We start from the raw sequence: 22652 nt of genomic DNA, 5'->3' as shown, positions 1-22652 counted from the left end.
TACAAAGTTTTATTGCACTACTATTGAAAGTACTTCTAATAAGTTAAAGAACCTACATGGGCTTTACGCCCAAACCCCTAGTATGTGTATCCTTCATTGTGCATTGTGAACCGTGAATTGTGAATTGATTAAATTAGTTTGTAATAATTTTAAAATGTGAATTTAAGTTATTTGGTTGCTTTTTTACTAAATAGTACCATCCCGATTCCTCCAAGTAAAAGTAATAGACCACAAGTAGTAAGAGTAACTAAATCTATCATACTACCTGTTTTTGGCAATGTATTTGCTTGAATTGAAGTCTTATTTGAACTATTAGTTGAGCCACTATTAGATTTAGCGGAAGTACCAGTTGAATTTGAAGTATTGCTTAATACAGTTACCGAGCAAGCAGCAGATTTACCACCATCTACTGAAGTGGCTATAATATTTGAAACTCCTGGTGCTAAAGCTGTAACTTTTCCATTTGCATCAACTGTGGCTACTTTTGTATTACTAGATGTCCAGGTTACTTGGCCTTGAGCTGCGGTTTGCCATGGGTTTTGAGTTGCAGTTAATACACTAGTGTCACCGGGTTTTAATGTTAACGAAGTATTATTAAGAGTAACAGAAGTTGCTGGTGTATAATTGCCTACAGAAATCCATGAAAGAAAAGGATTATCCGTGGAACCTTTGGAATTCAATACACTAACGGATAAGGTGCCATCAGTTACCTGTATATTATAGAAGGATTTTTTTACTTTATTATTTTTCATTAGAAATCCAGTAAGCTCTGTTTTCCCATTAATAACTATATCTTCAAGTCTTCCATTACTATTCCATGGATCATAGAAGCCCATATCTATATTGTAGGAGCCATTTGGAAGTTCAAATTTATAGGTAATGCCTTTTCCTTCTGTAGTTCCACTATACTGTCTTAAACAATTGTACTTATCATTTCCAGGTGTATCCTCTTGATTTTGAGACCAAGTGTCACCATTATCAGATAGAACATATCCCCATTTTTTACCTGTGACTGAATCTGTGCCATAGGGCTGATCTTCGTTACTGTTTAACTTAGGAATATCTTCACCTGCTTCAAAAACTGTAGGATCACTATCTCCAGCATTAACAAAGTATAACAGATTATAGCCCTTTACTACATTTACTGTACAAGTTCCTGTTGTACTTAAATCTTGGAAACTAACTGCTTTTATTGTTGCTGTACCATAACCTACAGGTGTTAATGTGCCATCCTGTGATACCTTTACAACTTTTTCATCACTTGAACTCCAGGTAACTGTTTTTACTGACGCATTTGAAGGTAAAACGTTGGCTGTTAGTTTTAAGGAATCATTTAAATTCATATTTATATTTGAGTAATTTATATTTATAGAACTTACAGGAACAGCAGCCTTTATTGGGGCAACTGTTAAATCACAAGTTGCTATAGCAGATGGATTATCCAAGCTAGTTGCAGTAATTTTAGTGGTTCCTTCTTTTAAGGCTGTTACAACGCCATTATTAACTGTTGCAATAGTAGGATCAGTAGAAGACCATTTGACATCTTTATATGGGGCATTATCAGGTTTTATTGTTGGGGTTAAGGTTGCAGTTTGTCCTCTTTCAACGCTAAGCGTATTTTTATTAAATGAAATAGTATCAACTTTGGTATACTTTTCAACTTTAATCCATGAAATAAGAGGCTTATCTGTTTTTCCATCTAAAGTAACAGATGATCTTTGAGCTCTAACAGTTAAAGTTCCACCACTTGTAGTTGTAATATAATAATTGGGTACCATGCCGATGGTATTTGGACAAAGTGCTTTAGCTACCATAGTTCCATTAATTACTATATCCTCGAGTCTTTGCGAATGCTGCCAAGGATCGTAGAAACCCATGGTTACAAGATACTTTCCATCTGGTACGTCAAATTTATAGGTTAAGCCTCCTTGAGGAAGGGTTCCATCGTATTGTCTTTCGCAGCCATAATTTGATTCTACAGAAGCTTGTATATCTTGGGACCAGCCAATGCCCTCATCAATAATGTATCCCCAGTTATATCCAGTCAAGGAATCCAAGCTATACGGCTGATCTTCATTACCATTATTTGTACCTAAGGTTTCCCCAGGCTCTAGTGAGTAAGGGGTTGAATCACCGCAATTTACATAATACAATAAATTTGGGTTTGCTGGCATGGCAGGTGTTTCAGACAATTCGTTTGAGTTTGCACTTTCGATGCCGTTAGTTGTGGCACTTACTGATATATAGTATTTAGTACCATCGTTTAGACCAGTAATTGTGTATGAAGTATCTTTCACATTAGGAATAACCTTTGTATAGTTTCCTTGTGAGGTTCCGTATTTTATGTTATATGAAGTTGCACCATCTACAGCAGTATATTTAATCCAAAGGCTGCCGTCTCTTGAGGTTACCTGATTAAGTTGAGGTTTTGGCTGAGTTATATTATCTGTGCTGTTTTGAACGGCTACAGCGCGATCAATGGAAACAAAAGTTGCACTGGAAGCAGCATTTTTATTTCCTGTAACTCTAACACTTACAGTATGACTTCCAGGCGGCAGTAATTTGCTAGTGTATATTAGAGCATTATCTTTTCTAATGCTGGAATACAAATCAACATTTGTTTCTGCGCTGCCGTCAATTGATATACCTGCTATTCCTGCATCAGGAGCACAAGCACCATAAAGTTTTATTCTATTGCCATCAAACTTAAATTTGCAATAGCTGTCAGCTGTATTTGAGTAATGAGTATCATTGCTATAAGCACCATCTTGTGAACTATAGTATGACCATGAATTACTATAATTAAATTGATTATTGTTTGTTCCGATAACGTTATCATTGACTGTAGTTCCTACTTCACCCTTGTAAGAAGCATTGGAGATAACGTAGGTTGCTATAGATTTTGCTGGTAAAGTATCAGCCAAAGCTCCATTTTTTACAGCTACTCCATTTGATATATCGGCAAGGCTTTCTTTTGAGCTAGTTCTATATGCTTTAATTGTAGCTTGGGAAGTATCAAATTTTGAAAGATCAAAGTTTAATGGTTTATCACTTGTAGAATTATTTCTCGTTACTAATACAAGTTTTTGTGATGTTGGATCAATTGCTGCTACAACATCAGGATTATTAGCATCAATAATTTTGTAACCTGGTCTTATGAATTTACTAAATTGAGCTAATGCGTAATATTGTTTTGTTATATAATACTTTTCGGCATTATCGCCTGACCAATAAGCACGAATAAGTCCATAATTTAGATTGTTGTTTTCATTTCCTGCTTCATCATCAACAGACTGCCATATATCCCATCCGGAGACTTTCATATCCCTTAAATCTTTAAAGATGTAGTCTGAAATTGCAAGTCCACTATCAATATAATTAGGATCACATGGTCCAACGCTTGTACATATTTCATCCATATATAATGGTTTCCCTAAAGAGGCAGCTAAATCTCTAAGCTGTGTCCTGGAACTTCCGCTATAATCATGAGTATTAAATTGGCTAATTGCTGAAATTGTATCTTTTGAAGCACTTTTTATAGTTTGAAGTGAAACATCAATACTAGTTTCATCAAAACCTGAAAGTTTTGTATTAAGTCCTTTATCAGTAAGATCCTTGCTCAAATCTTTAAAGATTGTATCTTTTTCAGCTGGGCTATCAAAATCGCAGCCTTCTTGATTTCCATCCTTTTTCCAGTAGTTAGTGCTAGGTTCATTCATAGGCTCAAGTGTGTTGAAGTTAATACCTAAGCTTGTTTTAAAATGCTGTACAACATTTGTTAAGTAATCAGCGAAATTTTGGTATTGGTCAGGTTTAAGGTTACTCTTTCCATCAACATTTCCTGAGGATTGCCCACTTATTGTCATAAAATATGGTGCTGAATTTGAAAATGCCTCAGCCTTAAATTCATTAGCGGCTATTCTTTTTTTTGCCTCCTCAAGCACCCATCTTTGTCCAGCATCTTTTGTCCAATCGTATGTGCCATCAGGTAATTCATAGGATTCAATGTCGGCACCTAGTCGTAAGTTTTTATCCTTTGGGCTAGTTGCACCGCCGATATTATACCTTACCATATTTAATCCAAGTCCTTTATCTGGATTAAATATTAAGTCCATAATTTGATTTTTTGAATCAGTTTTCCATTGACCCATTAGCTTTGCCCACCATGCAAGGGATGTACCCCATCCATCCATTGTCTGATATTGCAAAGAAGGGTCAATTGAAACAATATTGGCACTAGAAGCATGAACTGTATTGTTAGTTAATGGTATGCCTTCAATAGAGGAAGAAGCAAAAATTAATGCTAAAGATATAGGTAATATTTTTTTTAATTTAAACATGTATTCCCCACCCACTTTTTTTATTAGTTTTAAAAGAACATTAATAAAAAATTTTTATGATTTCACCTCCTTCTAGAAAACGTTTTCTAAAATGACATAAAACTACTAGCAATTAAATTCAAACCTATTATTACATAATAAGTAAAAAAATACAATAGTAAACCATAAATAAAAAATTTTGTGATATAATCGTTATATAACTATAAAAAATCTAATTTTAAATTAAGAATCGAGGCAAAGGTATATGAAAAATTTTTACAGAGGATTAGTATATTGTATTGGTATGGTGATACTTTCATTTGGAATTATATTAAATACAAAAACAGGTTTAGGTGTATCACCTATTATATCTATTCCGTATAGTATATCAAAGATTTGGAAGGTGAATTTGGGAAATGTTACTGCTATCGTATATATATTATGTGTATTTGGTCAGATAGTACTTAGGGGAAGGAAATTTCGTATATTTGATTTGTTACAAATTCCTATGAGCATTGTAATTAGTAGAATAATTAATTTTTTCAATGATATTATAGTTATAAATTGTAACAATTTAATAGTAAATTTAATTTTGCTTTTTATAGCAATCCTTCTTACTGGAATCGGTGTTGTCATGACTGTTGAAACAAAATTTGTTCCCAACGCAGCTGATGGTTTCACACAAGCATTTTCAGCTAAGTTTGGTATAGGACTTGGACTTGCAAAAAATATTGTGGATGTATCTAGTGTCATAACTACAGTAACAATTGGTTTCCTATTTGCAGGAAAAGTTGTTGGAATTGGAATTGGAACCTTGGTAGCTGTGCTTGGAGTTGGACGTGCAATTGCCTTAGTTAAAGTGCTAGTAAAGAATAAAATTGCTGTACTTGCAAGTTAAGCTTATAAGGTTGGGGTGAAGAATATGACTTATTTTTTAACTGCTTTATATTACGAAGCAAAGGGGATAATTTCACATTATAAGATGAAAAAAGTTGTAGAGGCAATAAAGTTTCAAGTTTTTAAAGGTGACAATGAAATGCTTATTATTGCTGGTACAGGTGGCATAAAAGCTGTAGTTGCAACGGCATATTTATTAAATTGTTTTGGATATAAGGAAAATGATATGCTTATAAATTTAGGTATTTGTGGTGCAGTTAAAAATAACTTTGATATTGGTGAAGTAGTTTTATGTAATAAGCTTATTGACGACTTCTCTAATAGATCATTTTATCCAGATATTTTATTTAAGCATCCTTTTAAGGAAGGAAGCTTACAATCTTTAAAAGGAGTTATGGGACAGGCAAATAAAGAGCAAATAGAAGGAGACATAATTGATGAAGAAGGTGCTTTTGTATATCAGGTAGCTTCCATGTTTCTTAAGCCTCACAATATTCATATAATAAAAATCGTATCTGATGTTTTAAATCCAACTTCTGTTACAAAAGAGAAAATACAAAGTTTAATGGAAATGAAAATGCCACAAATATTTAATTGGCTAGAAAATAGGACAGCAGTAAAAACTGAAGTAAGTAATATTATTAGTTTAGATGAGTATAAACTTTTAAGCGTTTTGACAACAAAAATGAAGTTAACTACTGCAATGAATATGGAATTAGAAAAGTTATTTAAGCAATATAAGGTAAGAAATGGACACGTCATGGATGTAGTTAGAGGGTTTGCCAAAATTCAATGTGAATCTAAAAATGAAGGGAAGCGGGTTTTTGGAGAACTTAAGCAAAGACTTATGGAATTATAAATTTTCTCATATTTACGTAGAAAAGGAGGCTTTAAATTATAAGCTTTCTTCTAAAATTCTCGAGTTTTTTAACCAAAGCAGGTTAGTTGAAATTGATCACTATAAAGATGTATTTTGCAGAAGTCATCAAAATTTTGTATTGCAGAAAAATAGTCCTAACCTTATATTAGCAGTAAAAAGGAATAATTTTGTATACCATGGTTCAGAAATGTGTGACAGCTTCGGAAATGATAATTTTTATTACACCTCAGCTGTGATGAATTGCATTTATAATTGTGAATATTGTTATTTGCAGGGCATGTATCCATCTAGTAATATTGTTATATTTGTAAATATTGAAGACACTATAGCAGAAATTGAAAAAATGCTTAAAATTCATCCTGTATATCTTTGCGTTTCTTATGATACGGATTTAATGGCCGTGGAAAAGGTGACTGGATTTTTACATAGGTGGATGGAAGTTTCGAGGGAACATGATAATTTAAAAATAGAGATTAGGACTAAAAGTGCAAACTTTAAAGCAATAGAGGAAATAGCTTGTCTACAAAATGTAATTTTAGCATGGACACTTTCTCCACAAAAGGTTATAGAAGAATTTGAAATCAATACTCCATCACTAGCTGCAAGATTAAAAAGTATATGTGCCGCAATAGATAAAGGCTGGAAGGTAAGGTTGTGTTTTGATCCACTTCTTTATATACACAATTGGGAAAAGCTTTACATGGAATGTGTTGAAACTACCTTTAATACTCTTTTTAAAAGAAAAGTTTATGAAGTAAGCCTTGGAGTGTTTAGAGTTTCAAAGGATTACTTAAAAATTATGAACAAATTAAGGGTAAATTCTAAAGTATTGGCATATCCTTTTGAAACTTCTAATGGTATTTGCAGCTATGATGAAAAGCATATTTGTCAGATGGTGAATTTAGTTAAGAATGAAGTGAAAAAGTATGTACCTGAAAATAAAATATATGTATGAGGAGAAAATCAAATATGAAAGTTGCAATAGTAACAGGAGCATCTTCTGGAATAGGACTCGCAATAGTAAAGGTTTTATTAAAAAATAAGTATAAGGTTTATGGTTTTGCTAGAGATTTTTCTAAGACGGAATTCGAGAACTCAAGATTTATTAAGGTGGTTTGCGATATTACAAAAACTTCAATTTTAGAAGAAAAAGTTAAATATATAATTGACGTTGAAAAGGAAATAGGCATGCTGGTTAATAACGCAGGAGTTGGATATTTTGGACCTCATGAAGAAATAAATACTAAGAAGCTCCATGAAATGATAGCAACAAATTTGGAGGCTCCAGTAATTTTAACTCATTTGCTTTTAAGAAATTTAAAGAATAATTTTGGATATATAATAAATATATCTTCAATAACTGCTAAGAAATCAAGTCCAATAGGTTGTGCTTATTCAGCAACAAAGGCTGGTCTTAGCCACTTTAGTGAAAGCTTATTTGATGAAACACGAAAAGCTGGTGTTAAGGTGATTACTATTCATCCAGATATGACCAAAACAAATTTTTATGCTAATGCAAATTTTAGAGAAGGAGATTTAGAAGAAAGCTATATTACAGGCGAGTGTGTAGCAAATGCTGTAGATATGGTTTTGAATCAAAGGGAGGGAACGGTGCTTACGGATATAACTATTAGACCTCAAAAGCATATGATTACCAAAACATCTATAAAGAAATAAAGTGAGCTTAATTGGCAGAATAAGTTATAAATCATAAGTGACCTTTTTACACATAATAAACTAAATCAAATTTAATTGGAGGAGTAATTATGGGCAAAAAGGAAACTTTTTTGGCAAACATAAAAAGTAAAGATACTATAAAAATATCATTAATGGTAATGAAAATATTATATAGAGAAAATGATAAGCTTACCTGTATATTAGCTGATAGGAGTGGTGATATAAAAGCTTTTATACCAGGCAAAGGCGGCGATATTAAGCAGGGAGTTGTGATAATAGTTACAGGTGTTAAAGGTGCAAATTTCGATGTGAAAAAATACACGGTTGTTTCAAATTATGATATAGCAGATTATCTTCCAACAGTAAAAAGACCTATTGATGATATAATGAAGGATATTGAAACCTATACAAATCAATATATTATATCAAGAGAAGCAAAAGCTTTAAATGATTGCTTTTTTAAAGATGAAGCATTTTTGGATAAGTTTAAAAGAGGTATAGGTGGAGTTTCTATGCATCATAATTACATAGGTGGACTTGCAGAGCATACCTTAAATGGTATGGAATTAACAATCAGGCTTTGTGAAAAATATCAATGCAGAAGAACTGAAATGGCGGTGCTAGCAGCAAAGCTTCATGACATAGGTAAAATTTATGAATATGATTATAATGGTCCTTTTAAATATACTCTTAGAGGTGAGATGGAAGGTCATATTGTTATAGGCGTAGAAATGGTAGACGAAGCCATTAAAAAAACTCCTGATTTTTATTCAGAGGATTTTGTAAATAGGATAAAGGGCTGCATTGTCCAGCATCATGGTAAACTTGAGTATGGTTCACCAAGAGAAATGAATATGGAGGAATCCTTTATAGTAAATTATGCGGATTCTGTAGATGCTACTATGAATAAGATTTATCAAATAAAGGAGAAAACAGAACCAGGAAATTGGTCAGAATTTGATAGAAGAATTGAGAAAAAGCTTTATTTGTAGAATAGAGAAAACAGGGCAAAGTAAAGGGGATGTTGCACTAAAAAATATTTAGCTACAATCTAAAATTATTGCGAACTAATTTAATCAATTCACAATTCACAGTTCACAATGCACAATGAAGGTTGATTTGCCTTCCTTTTGTAAGGCAAATCTTAAATTATAAGCTTCGCTTAGCACCATAAATGGTGCTATTGCGTAAGCAATAAAAAAATAAGTTATAAGATTTTCTGTAGCAAAGCGGAAGAAAATCCTCATTATTGTAACAAATGATGGGGGGACACAGTATGCAAAGTAAAAATGAAGACTGGCTTATACAAGCTGAAAAGGTTTTTGACAGAATAGATAAGGAAGTAAGTTTTAATAAGTACATAATGCCTGTAAATTTAAGAGAAGAAAATAATAAATTTAAAGAAAACTATGTATCACAAAAGTTGTATAACCCTAAATATATATATCGTGATACAAGTGATATTGATTTTGAAGTTTTGTATAAAAAACTTAATGAGTTATATTTTCCATGCAGTGCTATAGGAAAGATATATGAAGAAGAAAAAAATGTAAAGTATTATAGTTTGAAGTTATTTGAGAATATTGGTAAGGAAGATATGGTTACTAATATCGGAAATAAAATGCATGGAATCCCTAATAAATCATACATAAAAAAAGCTGAAGAGTTTTTGAATTTGGCTTCAAAGGAAGAAGTAAAAGAATATACTGCAGAGGAACTATCAGAAAGGGTTGGAAAGTGTTTAGAGGCTTATGGATTTCAGTGGGAAATTAATATTTCATGTGAAATGCCTGCTAAGGTAAGTGTAAATCCTGTTAAAAAGATAGTATATATAAATGGAAATCAAAAGTTTTCTAAAGGCGATATAGGAAGGCTTTGCGTACATGAAATATCAACACATGTATTAAGGATGGAAAATGGCGCTTGCAGAAAATACGAAATATTTAAAAATGGAACACCAAATTCTTTGGCAACAGAAGAGGGACTGGCATTGTATAACGAAGAGATATCAGGAAATATGAACGCTGATATGTTAAAGCTATATGCTGCAAGATTCATAAGTGCTATAAATATGAGTAATATGACCTTCTACGAAATGGTAAAGGAGATTGAACCGCATATAGGATTAGACAATGCTATATATGTGGTTGCACGTATTAAAATAGGACTAGAGGATACGAGTAAACCTGGAGGCTTTGTAAGAGATTATGTGTATTTTCAAGGATATGTTGATGTGAAAAATGCAATAGAAAAGGACAGAGCAGTGTATGAAAAATTATATTATGGAAGTATAGGTTTGGAAGATATTAATGAATTAGAAGAGGATATACAAAAGGCTATTATTAGCAAAAAAATAATATTGCCTAATTACTAAGATGCTTTATTATGCTATAATTGTAATAAAAAATATAGGATTATTTGTGAAAGTATAAAATACATTAATGACTGGGGGATGCATATGGATAGCATGGACTATAAAATATTAGAGTGTTTAAAAGTTAATTCTAGAATTAAAGCATCAGCAATAAGTAAAGAAATTCACTTATCAGTCTCAGCCGTTATTGAACGTATTCACAAAATGGAAGAAAATGGAATAATAAAAAATTATACAATAGTACTAGATGAAGGCAAGATGGGCAATGATACAAGTGCTTTAATGGAAGTTAGTCTTGATCATCCGAAATTTCATGAATCTTTTACTAAGGCAATTAAGGAAAATAAAAATATAGTTTTTTGTTACTATCTAACAGGCGATTTTGATTTTATGCTTAAAATACTTTGTAAATCATCAGAGGAGTTAGAAAAAGTCCATAATCAAATAAAAAGCTTAGACGGTGTATCGAGGACAAAAACTTATTATGTTTTAAAAGATATAAAAAATTAAATCAAAGTACAAAGTACAGAGTACAAAGTACAATGAAGGAGGATTTACCTTTCCTTACGTCAGGTAAATCTTAAACTTAACTGTTGTCAGCTTCGCTGACAACAGGAGTGACACGATTGCGTAAGCAATCAAAAATAAGTTATAAGATTTTCTGTGGTTTTGCTACAGAAAATCATCCTTTACTGTACTCTGTACTCTGTCAGTTGTACTCTGAATAAAGGTTTTTATTGAGACATTTATTTTAATGTCTTTTTTTTATGCAATGAATTTCGGTATTTAAGGTATGTAATTTAAAATTAGTAAACAGTAAATTTTTCGAATTATTTAACTTAAAACCAAAAATATTTCTGTTATTTACTAAATAAAAAATAAATCATATCTAAATCAAAAAAAATATTGAAAAAAATTATTTAATAATATATCATAAGTTTAAATTACAAATTGATAATTTAATACATATATTTATGACATAAATTTAAAAACAAGCTGTTTAGATTGATGATTTTTTAATTTTAGGAGGTAATGGTAAATGAAAAATTTAGGATATTACAATGGGGAATTTGATTTAGTTGAGAACATGAAAATACCAATGAACGATAGGGTATGTTATTTTGGTGATGGAGTTTATGATGCAACTTACAGCAGAAACCATAAAATATTTGCATTAGATGAGCATATTGATCGTTTTTATAATAGTGCAGGTTTGCTAAGAATTAAAATTCCATATACAAAGGAAACATTAAAAGAATTATTAACAGAAATGGTTAAAAAGGTTGATTCTGGAGAACAGTTTGTATATTGGCAGGTTACAAGAGGAACAGGAATGCGTAATCATGCTTTTCCACCAGAAGAAGTAAAAGCAAATCTCTGGATAATATTAAAGCCGCTAAATATAAAGGATATGTCTCAAAAGTTAAAATTAATCACTTTGGAGGACACTAGATTTTTACACTGTAATATAAAGACTTTAAATTTGCTTCCAAGTGTAATTGCAGCACAAAAAACAGAAGAAGCAGGTTGTCAAGAAGCAGTATTTCACAGAGGAGATAGAGTGACTGAATGTGCTCACAGCAATGTATCTATTATAAAAGATGGAATTTTTAAAACGGCACCAACAGATAATTTAATTTTGCCAGGTATAGCAAGAGCTCATATTATAAAAATGTGTAAGAAATTTGAGATACCTGTTAATGAAACAGCTTTTTCCTTAAAAGAATTAATGGAAGCAGATGAAGTTATAGTTACAAGTTCAGGGCAGTTTTGTATGGCTGCGTGTGAAATAGATGGAAAGCCTGTAGGTGGAAAAGCACCAGAACTTATTAAAAAGCTTCAAGATGCACTACTTAATGAATTTATAGAAGCAACAAATTAATTTTAGGGGGGAAGAGGTATGAATCAGGAAGAGTTAACAATATTGAATATAGGTGAAAACCTAGACAATTTAATGAATTTAGATCCTAGAGGATATGGTGTGTGTAGAATTTTATATAGAGCTGCAAGAGATTATGCTAAAGAACCTTTGACTATTAATAGTGCTAAAAAATTAGTAGATACCTTAGAGGAAGGCGACATCGTATATATAATGACAGGTTTCGTTCTACGTCCATTTAAAAAAGCTGAAATGGATGGGATTGTAAGTACAATGCTTTTGGCTAGAGCTTTGGTAAAAGGTTTTAACGTAAAACCTGTGATTGTGTGCCCAGAAGATAATCTAGAAGCAGTAAATAATTTGGCATATGTAATTGGACTTCATTTTCAAGGGAGCATTGAGGAATTAAAAGAATATCCATTATCAATAGCGTGTATACCATTTACAAAGGATAAAGAAAAAGCAGAAAGCGAGGCAGATGAACTTATAGCAAAAGGAATTCCAAGTGCTGTTATAAGTATAGAGTGCCCAGGAGCTAATTCAATTGGCGTTTATCATAATGCCGTTGGTTTGGATGTAAGTGAACTTGAAGCAAAACAGGACATTTTATTTACTAAATTACAAAAAAAAGGTGTTTTAAATATAGCCATAGGAGACTTAGGAAATGAACTTGGCATGGGAACTTTAAAAGAACATCTAGAAGAATATGTACCATATGCAGCAAAGGGAGGCTGTAATTGTGGTTGTGAGGGAGGAATATTAGCAAAGGTAGCAGCAGATAATGTTATAACGGCAACCGTTTCAGACTGGGGATGTTACGGACTTATAGCAGCCTTGGCTTATTTAAAAAAGGATTTAAATATAATGCATACAAAGGAAATGGAAAAAGAGGCCATGATTACAGCATCTAGAAGTGGCATGATAGATATGTATGGAGATTTAATTCCAGCAATAGATGGATGTAATTTGGAGATGAATATGTCAATAGTAAGCTTAATGAGAGAAACCGTAGAATCTGCTATGAAATTAGAAAAAACTTGTGCTACTTGGTTTGAAAAGGTAATTGAACTTGGATTTTATGATGAAAATTTCAGTGATGAAAAATTAAAAGATATAATTTGAGGTATGGTGAAAAGTTTAATATGTTTATTAAATATAGAATGCACACCAGCAGAAATATTTAATTGAAAAATCTATTTATTTAAGTGATAGATAAAGGGGGCTAGGGGTGTATATGAAAGAGTATCTTAGAACTTATGCAAAAATAGATTTAGCGGCTATAGAACACAACATAAATGAGGTTAGAGGAAAAATAGAAAGCAATGTAAAAGTTATGGCAGTAATAAAAGCTAATGGTTATGGGCATGGAGCTGTAAGGCTAGGAAATTTTCTTCAAGATAAAGTTGATTATTTTGCCGTTGCAACTATAGAAGAGGCAGTAGAGCTTCGAGAAAATGGTGTACAAATACCAATATTAATTTTAGGATATACGTCAAAAAGTCAAAATGATAAGTTAGTTAAATACGATATAACTCAAACTATTTATAATATTAAAATGGCGGAAGAGTTATCAAAATGTGCAGCTAAGCTTGATAAGAAAATAAAAGTTCATATTGCAGTAGAAACTGGAATGAATAGAATTGGTTTTAAAGTGAATAAAGAAAGTATTTTTGATATAAAAAAAATTGCAGGTATGGAAAATGTAATTCTTGAAGGAATGTTTACTCACTTTTCCTGTGCAGATGAAGAGGATAAAAGTTATACTAAAATGCAGGAAGCAGCATATGATGAATTTTTGAAAATGCTTGAAGACGAGAAAGTAAATATACCTATCAAACATGTTTGCAATAGTGCAGGAATCATGGAATTTAAGGATCATCGTTTTGATATGGTTAGGAGCGGTATAATTACATATGGTTTGTATCCTTCAGAGCAAGTAGATAAAAATTCTATTAAATTAAAGCCAGCTTTAACCTGGAAGGCTCATGTAATAAATGTGTCTGAAGTACCTGCTGGAAATGGTATTAGCTATGGAAAAACTTATATTACAAAAGAAAATACTAAAATTGCAACAGTCTCTGTAGGTTACGCTGATGGATATATGCGTGGACTTTCTTCAAAGGGGAGAGTTTTAATTCATGGAGAATATGCTCCTATACTTGGAAGAGTTTGCATGGATCAAATGATGGTAGATGTGACACATATAGCTAATGTTCAAATTGAAGATGAGGTGACTTTAATCGGCAAGGAAGGCGAAAATATTATCACCGTTGAAGAATTAGCAAATATGGCAGGGAGCTTTAATTATGAATTTATTTGTAACATAGGCAGAAGGGTAGCAAGGATTTACGAATAGTTCATGTGCTTTGATAAAAAAACAGATACTGCTTAAAATCTACTTTTACAATTAGATTTTAAGCAGTATCTGTTTATATAGATAAACCATTTCAACTATTAAAATTCATGTGCACCATAATGCCAAGAAACCGGCATTTTGATACAAATTAATTTTGAAGTTTCAAGTGATTTATCTTTAATTGAATAATTCAATAATGCCGAGTAATATAAGAATTATACCCGAAATTAAAGGAGCGTACTTTCCTAAAACTTTACCAATTACATGATTGCCAAGGGCTTCTCCAAGTAGAATTGTAATGATGCTTAATATAAATGTAAAAATAACCGTAAAGCCGATACTAACCCCAGTTACACTTGCAGCTATGCCTGTGCCTAAGTTATTAAAAGTTAGTCCAAATGACACAAGCAGTGCTTCTTTAATATCTATATCACCGGATTTATCTAAATCTGATTTCTCAGCATATTCAATCATATCATCGATGTCTTTTAAAGAAAGTTCTTTTGATTTAGTATTATTTATAAGTTTTATTATACTTTCAATTGCGAAATATATTCCAAGTATAATAATGGCACCAGCACCTAAAAAGTTAGCTAGATTGTGAGACAAAAATCTTGATATATAGTATCCAACAGACATAGATAAAAATGTTCCTGTAGATGTAACAATAGCTATTATAAGATTTGCAACTTTTCCTATTTTTATTTTCTTTATTCCGTAAGCAGTACCTACAACTAAATTATCTAAGTTGGAGGATAAGCTAAATAGTAAAGCAGATAAAACTAGCATCATGTGAGTCTTCCTTAATTATTAGTTACATTACTAATATATGATGCTTTATATTTAAGGTTCACAATCTATTTTGAAGGAGGCAGTGATTTTTGCATATAGCCAAATTCTGTTAAGTAATTCCAGTATCTTTTAGGCATATGGCTCATTCGACATTTAGGATTATGGCGTCCTTGAATTTCAATGGTTTTATAGAAAAGTCTCCATAAATCTTGAAAGTGTCTTTCATCATCATTTAATTCTGGAAGTGTTAATTCTTCTATTGGTATAATGGTTGATCTATAAGGTTTGTATATAAGTGCCATGCTATGCGTTTTATCATAAATTAAAAAATGTTCTTCTGGGTATCTTTCAGAAAAATGCTGTACTAAAAGAGGAAGAACATAATTTTTGGGCTCTATTTCTGAAACTAAAGCATTGTTAAAAATAGAAAATCGGATAAATCCTTTAAATAAGTGACTTTCATTGTGCAAATTTTTAACAGCTTTAAACAAGGTATTAACAACATCATTTGATAACATATTTATGACGGAGGGACCATAGGTGTAGCCCATTCGCAAGAATAAAAGAATATAAAGTTCTTTTTGTGAAAGGCATGTTAAAAAAGCGTTTTGCATAAATTCAAGGGCGGAAGAACCTATTTTTTTAGGTATAGATACTAAAACTCTATTAGATTTTTGCAAATCTGTTGCAATTTTTTTTGTTGGAAAAAGTGTTAGAGTACCTGAATCAATTAAGTTAATATCACATGGAATTTCTTTTTTTGCATAACTTTCAAATACGCAGCAAAGTAATCCTTCGAAGCTTCCATCATATTCGTAAACTAAATTTGATTCTTTAATCATTTTTGTATCCTCCTAATTTTGTAAACGTAAAAAGCACAGAGTAGAGAGCAAAGTTAAGACTAGATTTATATATATCGAGGGATATTTAATTAGTACTTTTAGTATAAAAATAAAATCGTAGTTTGATTAAAAAATATGGATATAAGGCTTTGGGCATAAGCCAATTAGGTAATTAATCCTCGCTTTACTCTCTACTCTCTAATCTCTACTGTAACTTAAGATTATCAAAAAAGGATAGTTGTTTTGCTTCTGGTTCTGGTAAAGTATTATGTCTATACATACTTAAAGTTTTTTCTGATAGCATGGAACGTAAAACAGAATCTTGTGTAATTTTGAGTCCATATATAATTTTACCGCTGCAGGTTATAAAGTATTGTGCTCGTTTGAGAACTACCCCAAGTTTTTTCAGTCCGTTAAAATCAAGTTTAACCGAGCGTCTAGCTGTAATAATACGTTTGGCGCTATTTACACCAATACCAGGTACTCTAAGTAAATCATTGTAGGAAGCTAAATTTACATCTACAGGGAATTGTTCCATGTGGTTAAGTGCCCAGTTGCATTTTGGATCTATATATGGATTAAAGCTTTGATTTTTTTCATCCAAAAGCTCTTTTGCAGAGAAGCCATAGAATCTAAGCAGCCAATCAGCTTGATAAAGTCTATGTTCCCTTAAAAGAGGAGGCCTTGTGCTTATTGCTGGCAGAAGAGGATTTTCAGCTACTGGCATATAGGCTGAAAAAAATACACGCTTTAGTTTGTACTTTTTATAAAGACTTTCAGTTAAATTTAAAATTTGGAAATCTGTATCAGGTGTAGCACCTATGATCATTTGAGTGCTTTGTCCAGCGGGAACAAATTTTGGTGCAGACTTATATTTTACAATATCGGTTGAGTTTTCTTGTATTCGGCTTTGAATATGTCCCATAGGTGTTAAAATAGAATGTTTTGATTTATCTGGAGCGAGCAACTTTAAACTATTTTGTGATGGTAGTTCTATATTTACACTCATACGATCTGCAAGCATGCCAAGTCTATCAATAAGCATTTTATCAGCACCAGGAATTGCTTTTGCATGAATATAGCCTGAAAATCTATAATCTTCCCTTAAAATCCTAAGAACTTCGATCATTTGTTCACAGGTATAATCAGGATTTTTTAATATTCCAGAACTTAAAAAAAGGCCTTCAATATAGTTTCTTCTATAAAAATTAATTGTTAAATCCGCAAGCTCTCGCGGAGTAAATGATGCACGTGGAGTATCGTTAGAAATTCTATTGACGCAGTATTGGCAGTTGTAGCAGCAAGCATTAGACATTAGTACCTTTAAAAGTGAAATGCAGCGTCCATCTCCAGCAAAACTGTGACATATACCACAAGCCTCAGAACTTCCTATTCCACCTTTAGTTGCTTTTCTGTTAACTCCACTTGAAGTGCAAGCTGCATCGTATTTTGCCGCATCTGTTAAAATTTTTAATTTGTCAAAAACATCCACGAAAAACATCTCCTTTGTTGAAATTATAGCATAGAACATGTGTTCGTGTAAAGAAAAAATATGAAATAAATCCAAGCTTTAATTTATGCAGGAATTAATATATAATTATACATAGTCGTTAGCGTGTGCAAAATTGGATGGTGATTAAATATGGCTACGGATATGACAAAGGGAAATATTTCAAAGCATTTAGTTAAGTTTGCTGTGCCGTTAATATTGGGAAATATTTTTCAGTTAACTTATAATGCAGCAGATTCTATTATTGTTGGGCGATTTGTTGGCAAAAATGCTCTAGCAGCAGTTGGTACAGCAAGTCCTATTATGAATATTGTAATCTTTTTTATTGTTGGAATTTGTATGGGAGCTTCAGTACTAATGAGTGAATATTTTGGCTCTCAAAACATAAAAAAATTGAAGCGTGAAGTATCTACGACAATGTTAGCTGGACTAGTATTTACAATAATTATGATTAGTTTATGTTTTATTATAACTAGACCTATTTTACAACTGATACATACACCTAATGAAATAATTAATGATTCTGTGTTATATCTTAGAATAATTTTTTGTGGGCTTATTTTTACTTTTTTATACAATGTTTATGCTGCGGCATTGCGTAGTATTGGAGATGCGAAAACGCCATTGATATTTTTAATTATTTCATCTTTTTTAAATGTGCTTATGGATATAATTTTTGTAGTGTATTTAAAATGGGGAGTTCCAGGTACTGCAATTGCTACGGTTACTGCGGAAATGCTTTCGAGTGTTTTTTGCATTACATATGTTTACATAAAGGTTCCAATGCTTCGTCTTTCAAGAAAAGAATTTATATTGGACAAGACTCTCCTGAAAATCACAGTGAATTATAGCTGGGTTACTGCTATGCAGCAGACTTGCTTATATGTAGGAAAATTTTTAGTACAAGGCGCAGTTAATCCGTTGGGCGTAGATAGCATTGCCACCTTTAATGCCGTTAATCGTGTGGATGATTTTGCTTTTACACCAGAGCAAAGTATAAGCAGTGGAATGACAACTTTTTTAGCTCAAAATAGGGGGGCCAAAAAGAATGAACGTCTAAAAAGGGGCTTTTGGTCCGGAATGATAATAGAGACATTATATTGGTGTATTTTGGTTGGAATAGTGTATTTTTCAGCTAGAGGGCTTATGAAGTTATTTGTGCCAAACGATGAGGGGAATGTTATAAAATTAGGAGTAAACTATCTTCAACTTATGGCATTTTTTTACTTGCTTCCAAGCTGGACAAATGGTATACAAGGCTACTTTAGGGGTATGGGAGATTTAAAGATTACTTTAATGTCAACTTTTTTACAAATTGTTGGTAGAGTAGTACTTTCTTATTTGCTAGCACCTAAAATGGGTATTGTAGGTATTGCATTAAGTTGTTTAGGTGGATGGATTATAATGCTTGCATATGAGGTGCCACTTTGTATTAAGCACAGAAAAGCGTATTTTCGTATACAAAAAAATAATGTTGCAAGTTAATGAAAGGATTTAATAGAGATGAGTAAATTTAAAATATTAAATGATGTTTTTAGAAAAAGTGATGTTTATGATTTGTGTTTTGTATTTTTTAAAGGAAGTTTATTGTTAAAAAAGGTTGAAGACAATTTATACGTACCTAATTTTGATGAAATAAAAGACTTAAATATTATATATGAGAATAAGTTTTTTATAGGTGAACTTGGAAATAAATCTTGTTTTACTGTTGAGATTTCTGATGAAATTGATTTGGCACAGAATTTTAAATTTTTAGCTTTACGTGAAGTTGGTGCACTCATGGAAGAAGAAATATTTTTAGCAGCAGGAAGAGCAAGTGAAGTATTAAATTGGGATAGAACGCATAAGTTTTGTGGGAAATGTGGTAATAAAACAGAAAACAAAAAAGACGAGATGGCAAAAGTTTGCCCTAAATGTGGAAATGTTATGTATCCTGTGATTTGTCCTGCTATAATAGTTGGGATTATAAAAGGAGACAAAATACTTTTAGCTCATAATAAAAATTTTGCAAATAATAAGTACAGCTTAATCGCAGGCTTTGTTGAAGCTGGAGAAAATCTAGAGGCTGCTGTTAAAAGAGAAGTATTTGAAGAGGTTGGAATAAAAATAAAGAATGTTAGATATCATAAAAGTTCAGCTTGGCCATTTCCAAATTCTCTTATGCTTGGTTTTTTTGCAGACTATGAGTCAGAGGAAATAAAAGTTGATGGTGAGGAAATATTAGATGCTAAGTGGTTTAGCAAGGATAATTTGCCGAATATACCCTTAAAGTTTACTCTTGCAAGAAAGTTAATTGAGGAATTTGTGAAGCAATAATATTGCAGGACATTAAATAAAGGTCATAAATCTAAGAAGCTAATTGTTAAAATCCTAAGAAGTTTCAATAACTCGCTGGGCGCTCAGACAGATTGAAACTTCTAAGGCTTTTAACAATTAGCTTCCAAGATTTATTGGCCTTTATTTAAATTGTCCTACAACATTATTGCTTCATAAAAACATGGGCTTAAGGAAAGAACATAGAGTACAGATGACAGAGTACAGAGTACAGTGAAGGATAATTTACCTTTCGTTTTACTCAGGTAAATCTTAAACTTAAATGGTGTCAGCTTCGCTGAGCACCATCAATGGCGCGATTGCGCAGCAATAAAGAAAATAAGTTTTCAGATCTTTCGTAGTGTTAACGGAGAAAAATCGTCCTTCACTGTACACTGTACTCTGTCATCTGTACTCTGCTCTAAAAATTGTATATAGTTTCGTAAGTATTAATTAGGGAGGGATAATTATGGAAAATATTATTTTGATAGTTTTAATTTGTATACTAATGGCGTTAATTGCATATAGAGTTGTTAATAAACATAGGGAAAGAGGACAAATTCAAGTACCGATTAATAGTAAAAATGGCGAGAATATAGATAATACTAGTACTAAAAATCATGTGAATATAGATGAGAAAATTGGAAAACTTATTTTAGAGAAACAAATGATTAAAGCTGTAAAAGAATACAGAATTGCAACAGGAGCTGGTTTAATGGAAGCCAAAAATCATGTTGATGCTTTAGCCGTAGCAATTAAAGAAGGAAAGCAAGTTGTTTTAGATAAGCAGCCGAAAGGTAATAAGGACGAATTAGATGCTAGGTTAAGGAAACTTCTTTCTGATGGACAAAAAGTTAAAGCAGTTAAGGTATGTAGAGAGGCAACAGGATATGATTTACTAAAAGCTAAAAGATATGTAGAATCACTAAATTGAATGCGAAACTTAAAAGGTAGATTCCAAGATTTTGATACAATTACTTAAAAGTGTTGATTTATTACTTAAAAATGCTTATAATAAAATTATGAGGATGAAGAAGATACTGTTATTAAAAGGCTGGCTGCGTTAAGTTAGGAGTGTTACTTGCTGAACATGAAAAATACGAAGCATCAGCTTTTGTAAAGGTTTTAAGCTAAAGGAATTTTAAGTTTATCTATATATGCGTAATAAATTGAAGAATGATATTTATTCATGGGAGGTCCTATGTATCAGGAAGAAAGACTTTTAAAAATACTAGAATATTTAAACAAGAACAACAGTATGTCAATACACACTATTTGTGAAATGTTTGGGGTAGCTAGGGATACTGCAAGACGTGATATTGTAAAGCTTATTGAACAGGGGGCAGCAGTTCGAAGCCGTGGAGGTATTAGTCTTCCAGTTTTAAAAAATACAATTAAAAACTATAGAGAGAGGCTTGAAGCGTACTCTGAAGAAAAAAAGAATATTGCAAAAAGGGCATTGGAGTTTATTGAAGCTGGAGAACATTACTTTTTTGATGTTTCCACTACAGTAAGTTTTCTTGCACAATATGTGGATAAAAGTATTACAGTATTTACTCATTCTCTTGATAATATTGAAATACTATCTGAAAAAAAAGATGTAAAACTATATTCAATGGGAGGATGTTTTAATAAGGAAAATAGATTTTTTTATAATCCAGATTGCATGAATTATGTTAAGGGAGTAAAGTTTGATGTTGCATTTTTGGGGGCTGCAGCTATAACAGAGGAGGGAATTTTTTATGCTGATGAAGAGGATGCTTATGTTAAAAATCAAGTTTGCAAAAATTCTTCTAAAGTTATAGTGCTTGCCGAAATTGAAAAGTTTAACAAATTAAGTTACTTTAAGGGATTAAATTTGGATGAAATAGATATCCTTGTAACTGATAGTATGCCACCAAGTGAATTTGTTAATATTATAAAAAGTAACAATATTAAACTTGTTACAATATAGGGGAGATGAGTAAAATGGGAAATTTTAAAATGATATGTTTGGACATTGACGGAACGTTATTAAATTCAAAGCACGAGATTACACCAGAGACAAAGAAAAAAATTCAACTTGCTTCAAAGGAAAAGCAAATTCCTGTAATACTGGTTTCAGCTAGAATGCCGAAGGGAATATTATTTTTACAGAGAGAACTTGAAATAGAAGAACCAATTATTTGCTATAGTGGAGCTTTAGTCTTGGATAAGGGTGGAAGAGTAATATCAAAGAATTTTATATCAGTTTCAAATATCAAGGAAGTGCATAAGAAGGCTCAGGAGCTTGGAGTTCATGTAAGCTTATACAAGGATAATGAATGGTATATAGAAAAAATGGATGAATGGGCAAAGCAGGAAAGCGAAATAACTAATATAACTCCGATTATAGTGAATTTTCAAGTTCTAATTGAAAAGTGGAAAAATGAAGGCACAGGAGTAAATAAAATTTTGTGTATGGCAGAGTCAAATAAAATAAGTTTATTAAAGGAAAAAATCAAAACTGGTGATTTAAATGTATACCCTTCAAAGCCAACATACTTGGAGATTATGCCAAAGGAAGCTTCTAAAACTTCTGCAATTAATGTTCTTAGAGAAAAGTTTAACATAGAGCAGAGTGAAATAATGGCTGCAGGGGATAATTACAATGATACGGATATGATAGAGTATGCTGGACTTGGGGTTGCAATGGGTAATGCGCCACAGGAAGTTAAAGCTTGTGCTGATTTCGTAACTTTAACCAATGATGAAGATGGAGTAGCAAGTGCTATAGAAAAGTTTTGTTTATCCTAACAAATAATTAAATAAATTGTAAAAACATATTGACAAAG

19 protein-coding genes are annotated in these 22652 nt (G+C 31.9%); 15 read left to right on the top strand and 4 right to left on the bottom strand.

What is annotated here, in order from left to right; all coding sequences use genetic code 11:
• Positions 1-167 precede the first annotated feature (167 nt).
• Positions 168-4340: an Ig-like domain-containing protein gene (locus tag CUEA01_RS13085; protein ID WP_234122055.1), complete on the bottom strand. Its 4173-nt coding sequence runs from the start codon at positions 4338-4340 to the stop codon at positions 168-170.
• A 244-nt stretch (positions 4341-4584) separates the two neighbouring features.
• On the opposite strand from CUEA01_RS13085, the gene CUEA01_RS13080 reads away from it, so the two are divergent.
• The 10 genes from CUEA01_RS13080 to alr all read left to right on the top strand — a co-directional run bounded on the left by CUEA01_RS13080 (position 4585) and on the right by alr (position 14382).
• Positions 4585-5217: a YczE/YyaS/YitT family protein gene (locus CUEA01_RS13080; RefSeq protein WP_234122054.1), complete on the top strand. Its 633-nt coding sequence runs from the start codon at positions 4585-4587 to the stop codon at positions 5215-5217.
• A 24-nt stretch (positions 5218-5241) separates the two neighbouring features.
• The gene (locus tag CUEA01_RS13075) at positions 5242-6075 is read left to right on the top strand and encodes a 5'-methylthioadenosine/S-adenosylhomocysteine nucleosidase family protein (RefSeq protein ID WP_234122053.1); all 834 of its coding nucleotides are present in this window, start codon (positions 5242-5244) and stop codon (positions 6073-6075) included.
• Positions 6041-7051: an SPL family radical SAM protein gene (locus tag CUEA01_RS13070; RefSeq protein ID WP_234122052.1), complete on the top strand. Its 1011-nt coding sequence runs from the start codon at positions 6041-6043 to the stop codon at positions 7049-7051. The genes CUEA01_RS13075 and CUEA01_RS13070 overlap by 35 nt, the downstream gene beginning before the upstream one ends.
• A gap of 14 nt (positions 7052-7065) precedes the next feature.
• Complete coding sequence (locus CUEA01_RS13065; protein WP_234122051.1) at positions 7066-7773, top strand: SDR family NAD(P)-dependent oxidoreductase; 708 nt, start codon at positions 7066-7068, stop codon at positions 7771-7773.
• Positions 7774-7862: 89 nt separating this feature from the next.
• Positions 7863-8765, top strand: coding sequence for a 3'-5' exoribonuclease YhaM family protein (locus CUEA01_RS13060; protein WP_234122050.1), 903 nt, complete (start codon positions 7863-7865; stop codon positions 8763-8765).
• Between the two features lie 284 nt (positions 8766-9049).
• Positions 9050-10147 (top strand): tyrosine/phenylalanine carboxypeptidase domain-containing protein, encoded by a 1098-nt coding sequence (locus tag CUEA01_RS13055; protein WP_234122049.1) that lies wholly within the window; start codon positions 9050-9052, stop codon positions 10145-10147.
• An 84-nt stretch (positions 10148-10231) separates the two neighbouring features.
• The gene (locus tag CUEA01_RS13050; RefSeq protein ID WP_234122048.1) at positions 10232-10657 is read left to right on the top strand and encodes an Lrp/AsnC family transcriptional regulator; all 426 of its coding nucleotides are present in this window, start codon (positions 10232-10234) and stop codon (positions 10655-10657) included.
• 529 nt (positions 10658-11186) lie between these two features.
• Entirely contained in the window at positions 11187-12029 is an 843-nt protein-coding gene (locus CUEA01_RS13045; protein ID WP_234122047.1) for a D-amino acid aminotransferase, read from the top strand.
• Between the two features lie 18 nt (positions 12030-12047).
• A complete protein-coding gene (locus CUEA01_RS13040; RefSeq protein WP_234122046.1) occupies positions 12048-13148 on the top strand; it encodes a DUF4392 domain-containing protein in 1101 nt (366 codons plus the stop codon).
• Positions 13149-13260: 112 nt separating this feature from the next.
• A complete protein-coding gene (gene alr / locus CUEA01_RS13035; RefSeq protein WP_234122045.1) occupies positions 13261-14382 on the top strand; it encodes an alanine racemase in 1122 nt (373 codons plus the stop codon).
• Positions 14383-14559: 177 nt separating this feature from the next.
• Here alr and CUEA01_RS13030 read toward each other — a convergent pair whose 3' ends face one another.
• From CUEA01_RS13030 to CUEA01_RS13020, 3 genes are all read right to left on the bottom strand, one after another.
• The gene (locus CUEA01_RS13030) at positions 14560-15174 is read right to left on the bottom strand and encodes a manganese efflux pump (RefSeq protein ID WP_234122044.1); all 615 of its coding nucleotides are present in this window, start codon (positions 15172-15174) and stop codon (positions 14560-14562) included.
• A 65-nt stretch (positions 15175-15239) separates the two neighbouring features.
• Positions 15240-16016 carry a TIGR03915 family putative DNA repair protein gene (locus tag CUEA01_RS13025; RefSeq protein WP_234122043.1) on the bottom strand — a complete coding sequence of 259 codons (777 nt, stop codon included), beginning with the start codon at positions 16014-16016 and terminating at the stop codon, positions 15240-15242.
• 205 nt (positions 16017-16221) lie between these two features.
• Positions 16222-17508: a putative DNA modification/repair radical SAM protein gene (locus CUEA01_RS13020; protein ID WP_234122042.1), complete on the bottom strand. Its 1287-nt coding sequence runs from the start codon at positions 17506-17508 to the stop codon at positions 16222-16224.
• 150 nt (positions 17509-17658) lie between these two features.
• Between CUEA01_RS13020 and CUEA01_RS13015 the strand changes: the two genes are divergently transcribed.
• From CUEA01_RS13015 to CUEA01_RS12995, 5 genes are all read left to right on the top strand, one after another.
• Complete coding sequence (locus CUEA01_RS13015) at positions 17659-19011, top strand: MATE family efflux transporter (protein ID WP_234122041.1); 1353 nt, start codon at positions 17659-17661, stop codon at positions 19009-19011.
• Between the two features lie 18 nt (positions 19012-19029).
• On the top strand, positions 19030-19842 hold the full coding sequence (nudC, locus tag CUEA01_RS13010; protein WP_234122040.1) for an NAD(+) diphosphatase: 813 nt from the start codon (positions 19030-19032) through the stop codon (positions 19840-19842).
• 466 nt (positions 19843-20308) lie between these two features.
• On the top strand, positions 20309-20773 hold the full coding sequence (locus CUEA01_RS13005; protein WP_234122039.1) for a ribosomal protein L7/L12: 465 nt from the start codon (positions 20309-20311) through the stop codon (positions 20771-20773).
• A gap of 267 nt (positions 20774-21040) precedes the next feature.
• Positions 21041-21793, top strand: a complete 753-nt coding sequence (locus CUEA01_RS13000) for a DeoR/GlpR family DNA-binding transcription regulator (protein WP_234122038.1) — start codon at positions 21041-21043, stop codon at positions 21791-21793.
• Between the two features lie 14 nt (positions 21794-21807).
• Positions 21808-22614, top strand: coding sequence for a Cof-type HAD-IIB family hydrolase (locus CUEA01_RS12995; RefSeq protein WP_234122037.1), 807 nt, complete (start codon positions 21808-21810; stop codon positions 22612-22614).
• The last annotated feature ends 38 nt before the right edge of the window (positions 22615-22652 follow it).

Origin of the sequence: Clostridium hydrogenum (genome assembly GCF_021432385.1) — a bacterium.
GTDB lineage: Bacteria > Bacillota > Clostridia > Clostridiales > Clostridiaceae > Clostridium_S > Clostridium_S hydrogenum.
Note: the sequence above shows the minus strand (reverse complement) of the source record. Positions and strands in the feature narration are given on the sequence as shown.

Coding starts and splice junctions, on each gene's coding strand:
- CUEA01_RS13015 (WP_234122041.1), top strand. CDS start 17,659: ATGGCTACGGATATGACAAAGGGAAATATTTCAAAGCATTTAGTTAAG.
- CUEA01_RS13000 (WP_234122038.1), top strand. CDS start 21,041: ATGTATCAGGAAGAAAGACTTTTAAAAATACTAGAATATTTAAACAAG.
- CUEA01_RS13050 (WP_234122048.1), top strand. CDS start 10,232: ATGGATAGCATGGACTATAAAATATTAGAGTGTTTAAAAGTTAATTCT.
- CUEA01_RS12995 (WP_234122037.1), top strand. CDS start 21,808: ATGGGAAATTTTAAAATGATATGTTTGGACATTGACGGAACGTTATTA.
- CUEA01_RS13040 (WP_234122046.1), top strand. CDS start 12,048: ATGAATCAGGAAGAGTTAACAATATTGAATATAGGTGAAAACCTAGAC.
- CUEA01_RS13045 (WP_234122047.1), top strand. CDS start 11,187: ATGAAAAATTTAGGATATTACAATGGGGAATTTGATTTAGTTGAGAAC.
- CUEA01_RS13055 (WP_234122049.1), top strand. CDS start 9,050: ATGCAAAGTAAAAATGAAGACTGGCTTATACAAGCTGAAAAGGTTTTT.
- nudC (WP_234122040.1), top strand. CDS start 19,030: ATGAGTAAATTTAAAATATTAAATGATGTTTTTAGAAAAAGTGATGTT.
- alr (WP_234122045.1), top strand. CDS start 13,261: ATGAAAGAGTATCTTAGAACTTATGCAAAAATAGATTTAGCGGCTATA.
- CUEA01_RS13005 (WP_234122039.1), top strand. CDS start 20,309: ATGGAAAATATTATTTTGATAGTTTTAATTTGTATACTAATGGCGTTA.
- CUEA01_RS13060 (WP_234122050.1), top strand. CDS start 7,863: ATGGGCAAAAAGGAAACTTTTTTGGCAAACATAAAAAGTAAAGATACT.
- CUEA01_RS13085 (WP_234122055.1), bottom strand. CDS start 4,340: ATGTTTAAATTAAAAAAAATATTACCTATATCTTTAGCATTAATTTTT.
- CUEA01_RS13025 (WP_234122043.1), bottom strand. CDS start 16,016: ATGATTAAAGAATCAAATTTAGTTTACGAATATGATGGAAGCTTCGAA.
- CUEA01_RS13080 (WP_234122054.1), top strand. CDS start 4,585: ATGAAAAATTTTTACAGAGGATTAGTATATTGTATTGGTATGGTGATA.
- CUEA01_RS13030 (WP_234122044.1), bottom strand. CDS start 15,174: ATGATGCTAGTTTTATCTGCTTTACTATTTAGCTTATCCTCCAACTTA.
- CUEA01_RS13075 (WP_234122053.1), top strand. CDS start 5,242: ATGACTTATTTTTTAACTGCTTTATATTACGAAGCAAAGGGGATAATT.
- CUEA01_RS13065 (WP_234122051.1), top strand. CDS start 7,066: ATGAAAGTTGCAATAGTAACAGGAGCATCTTCTGGAATAGGACTCGCA.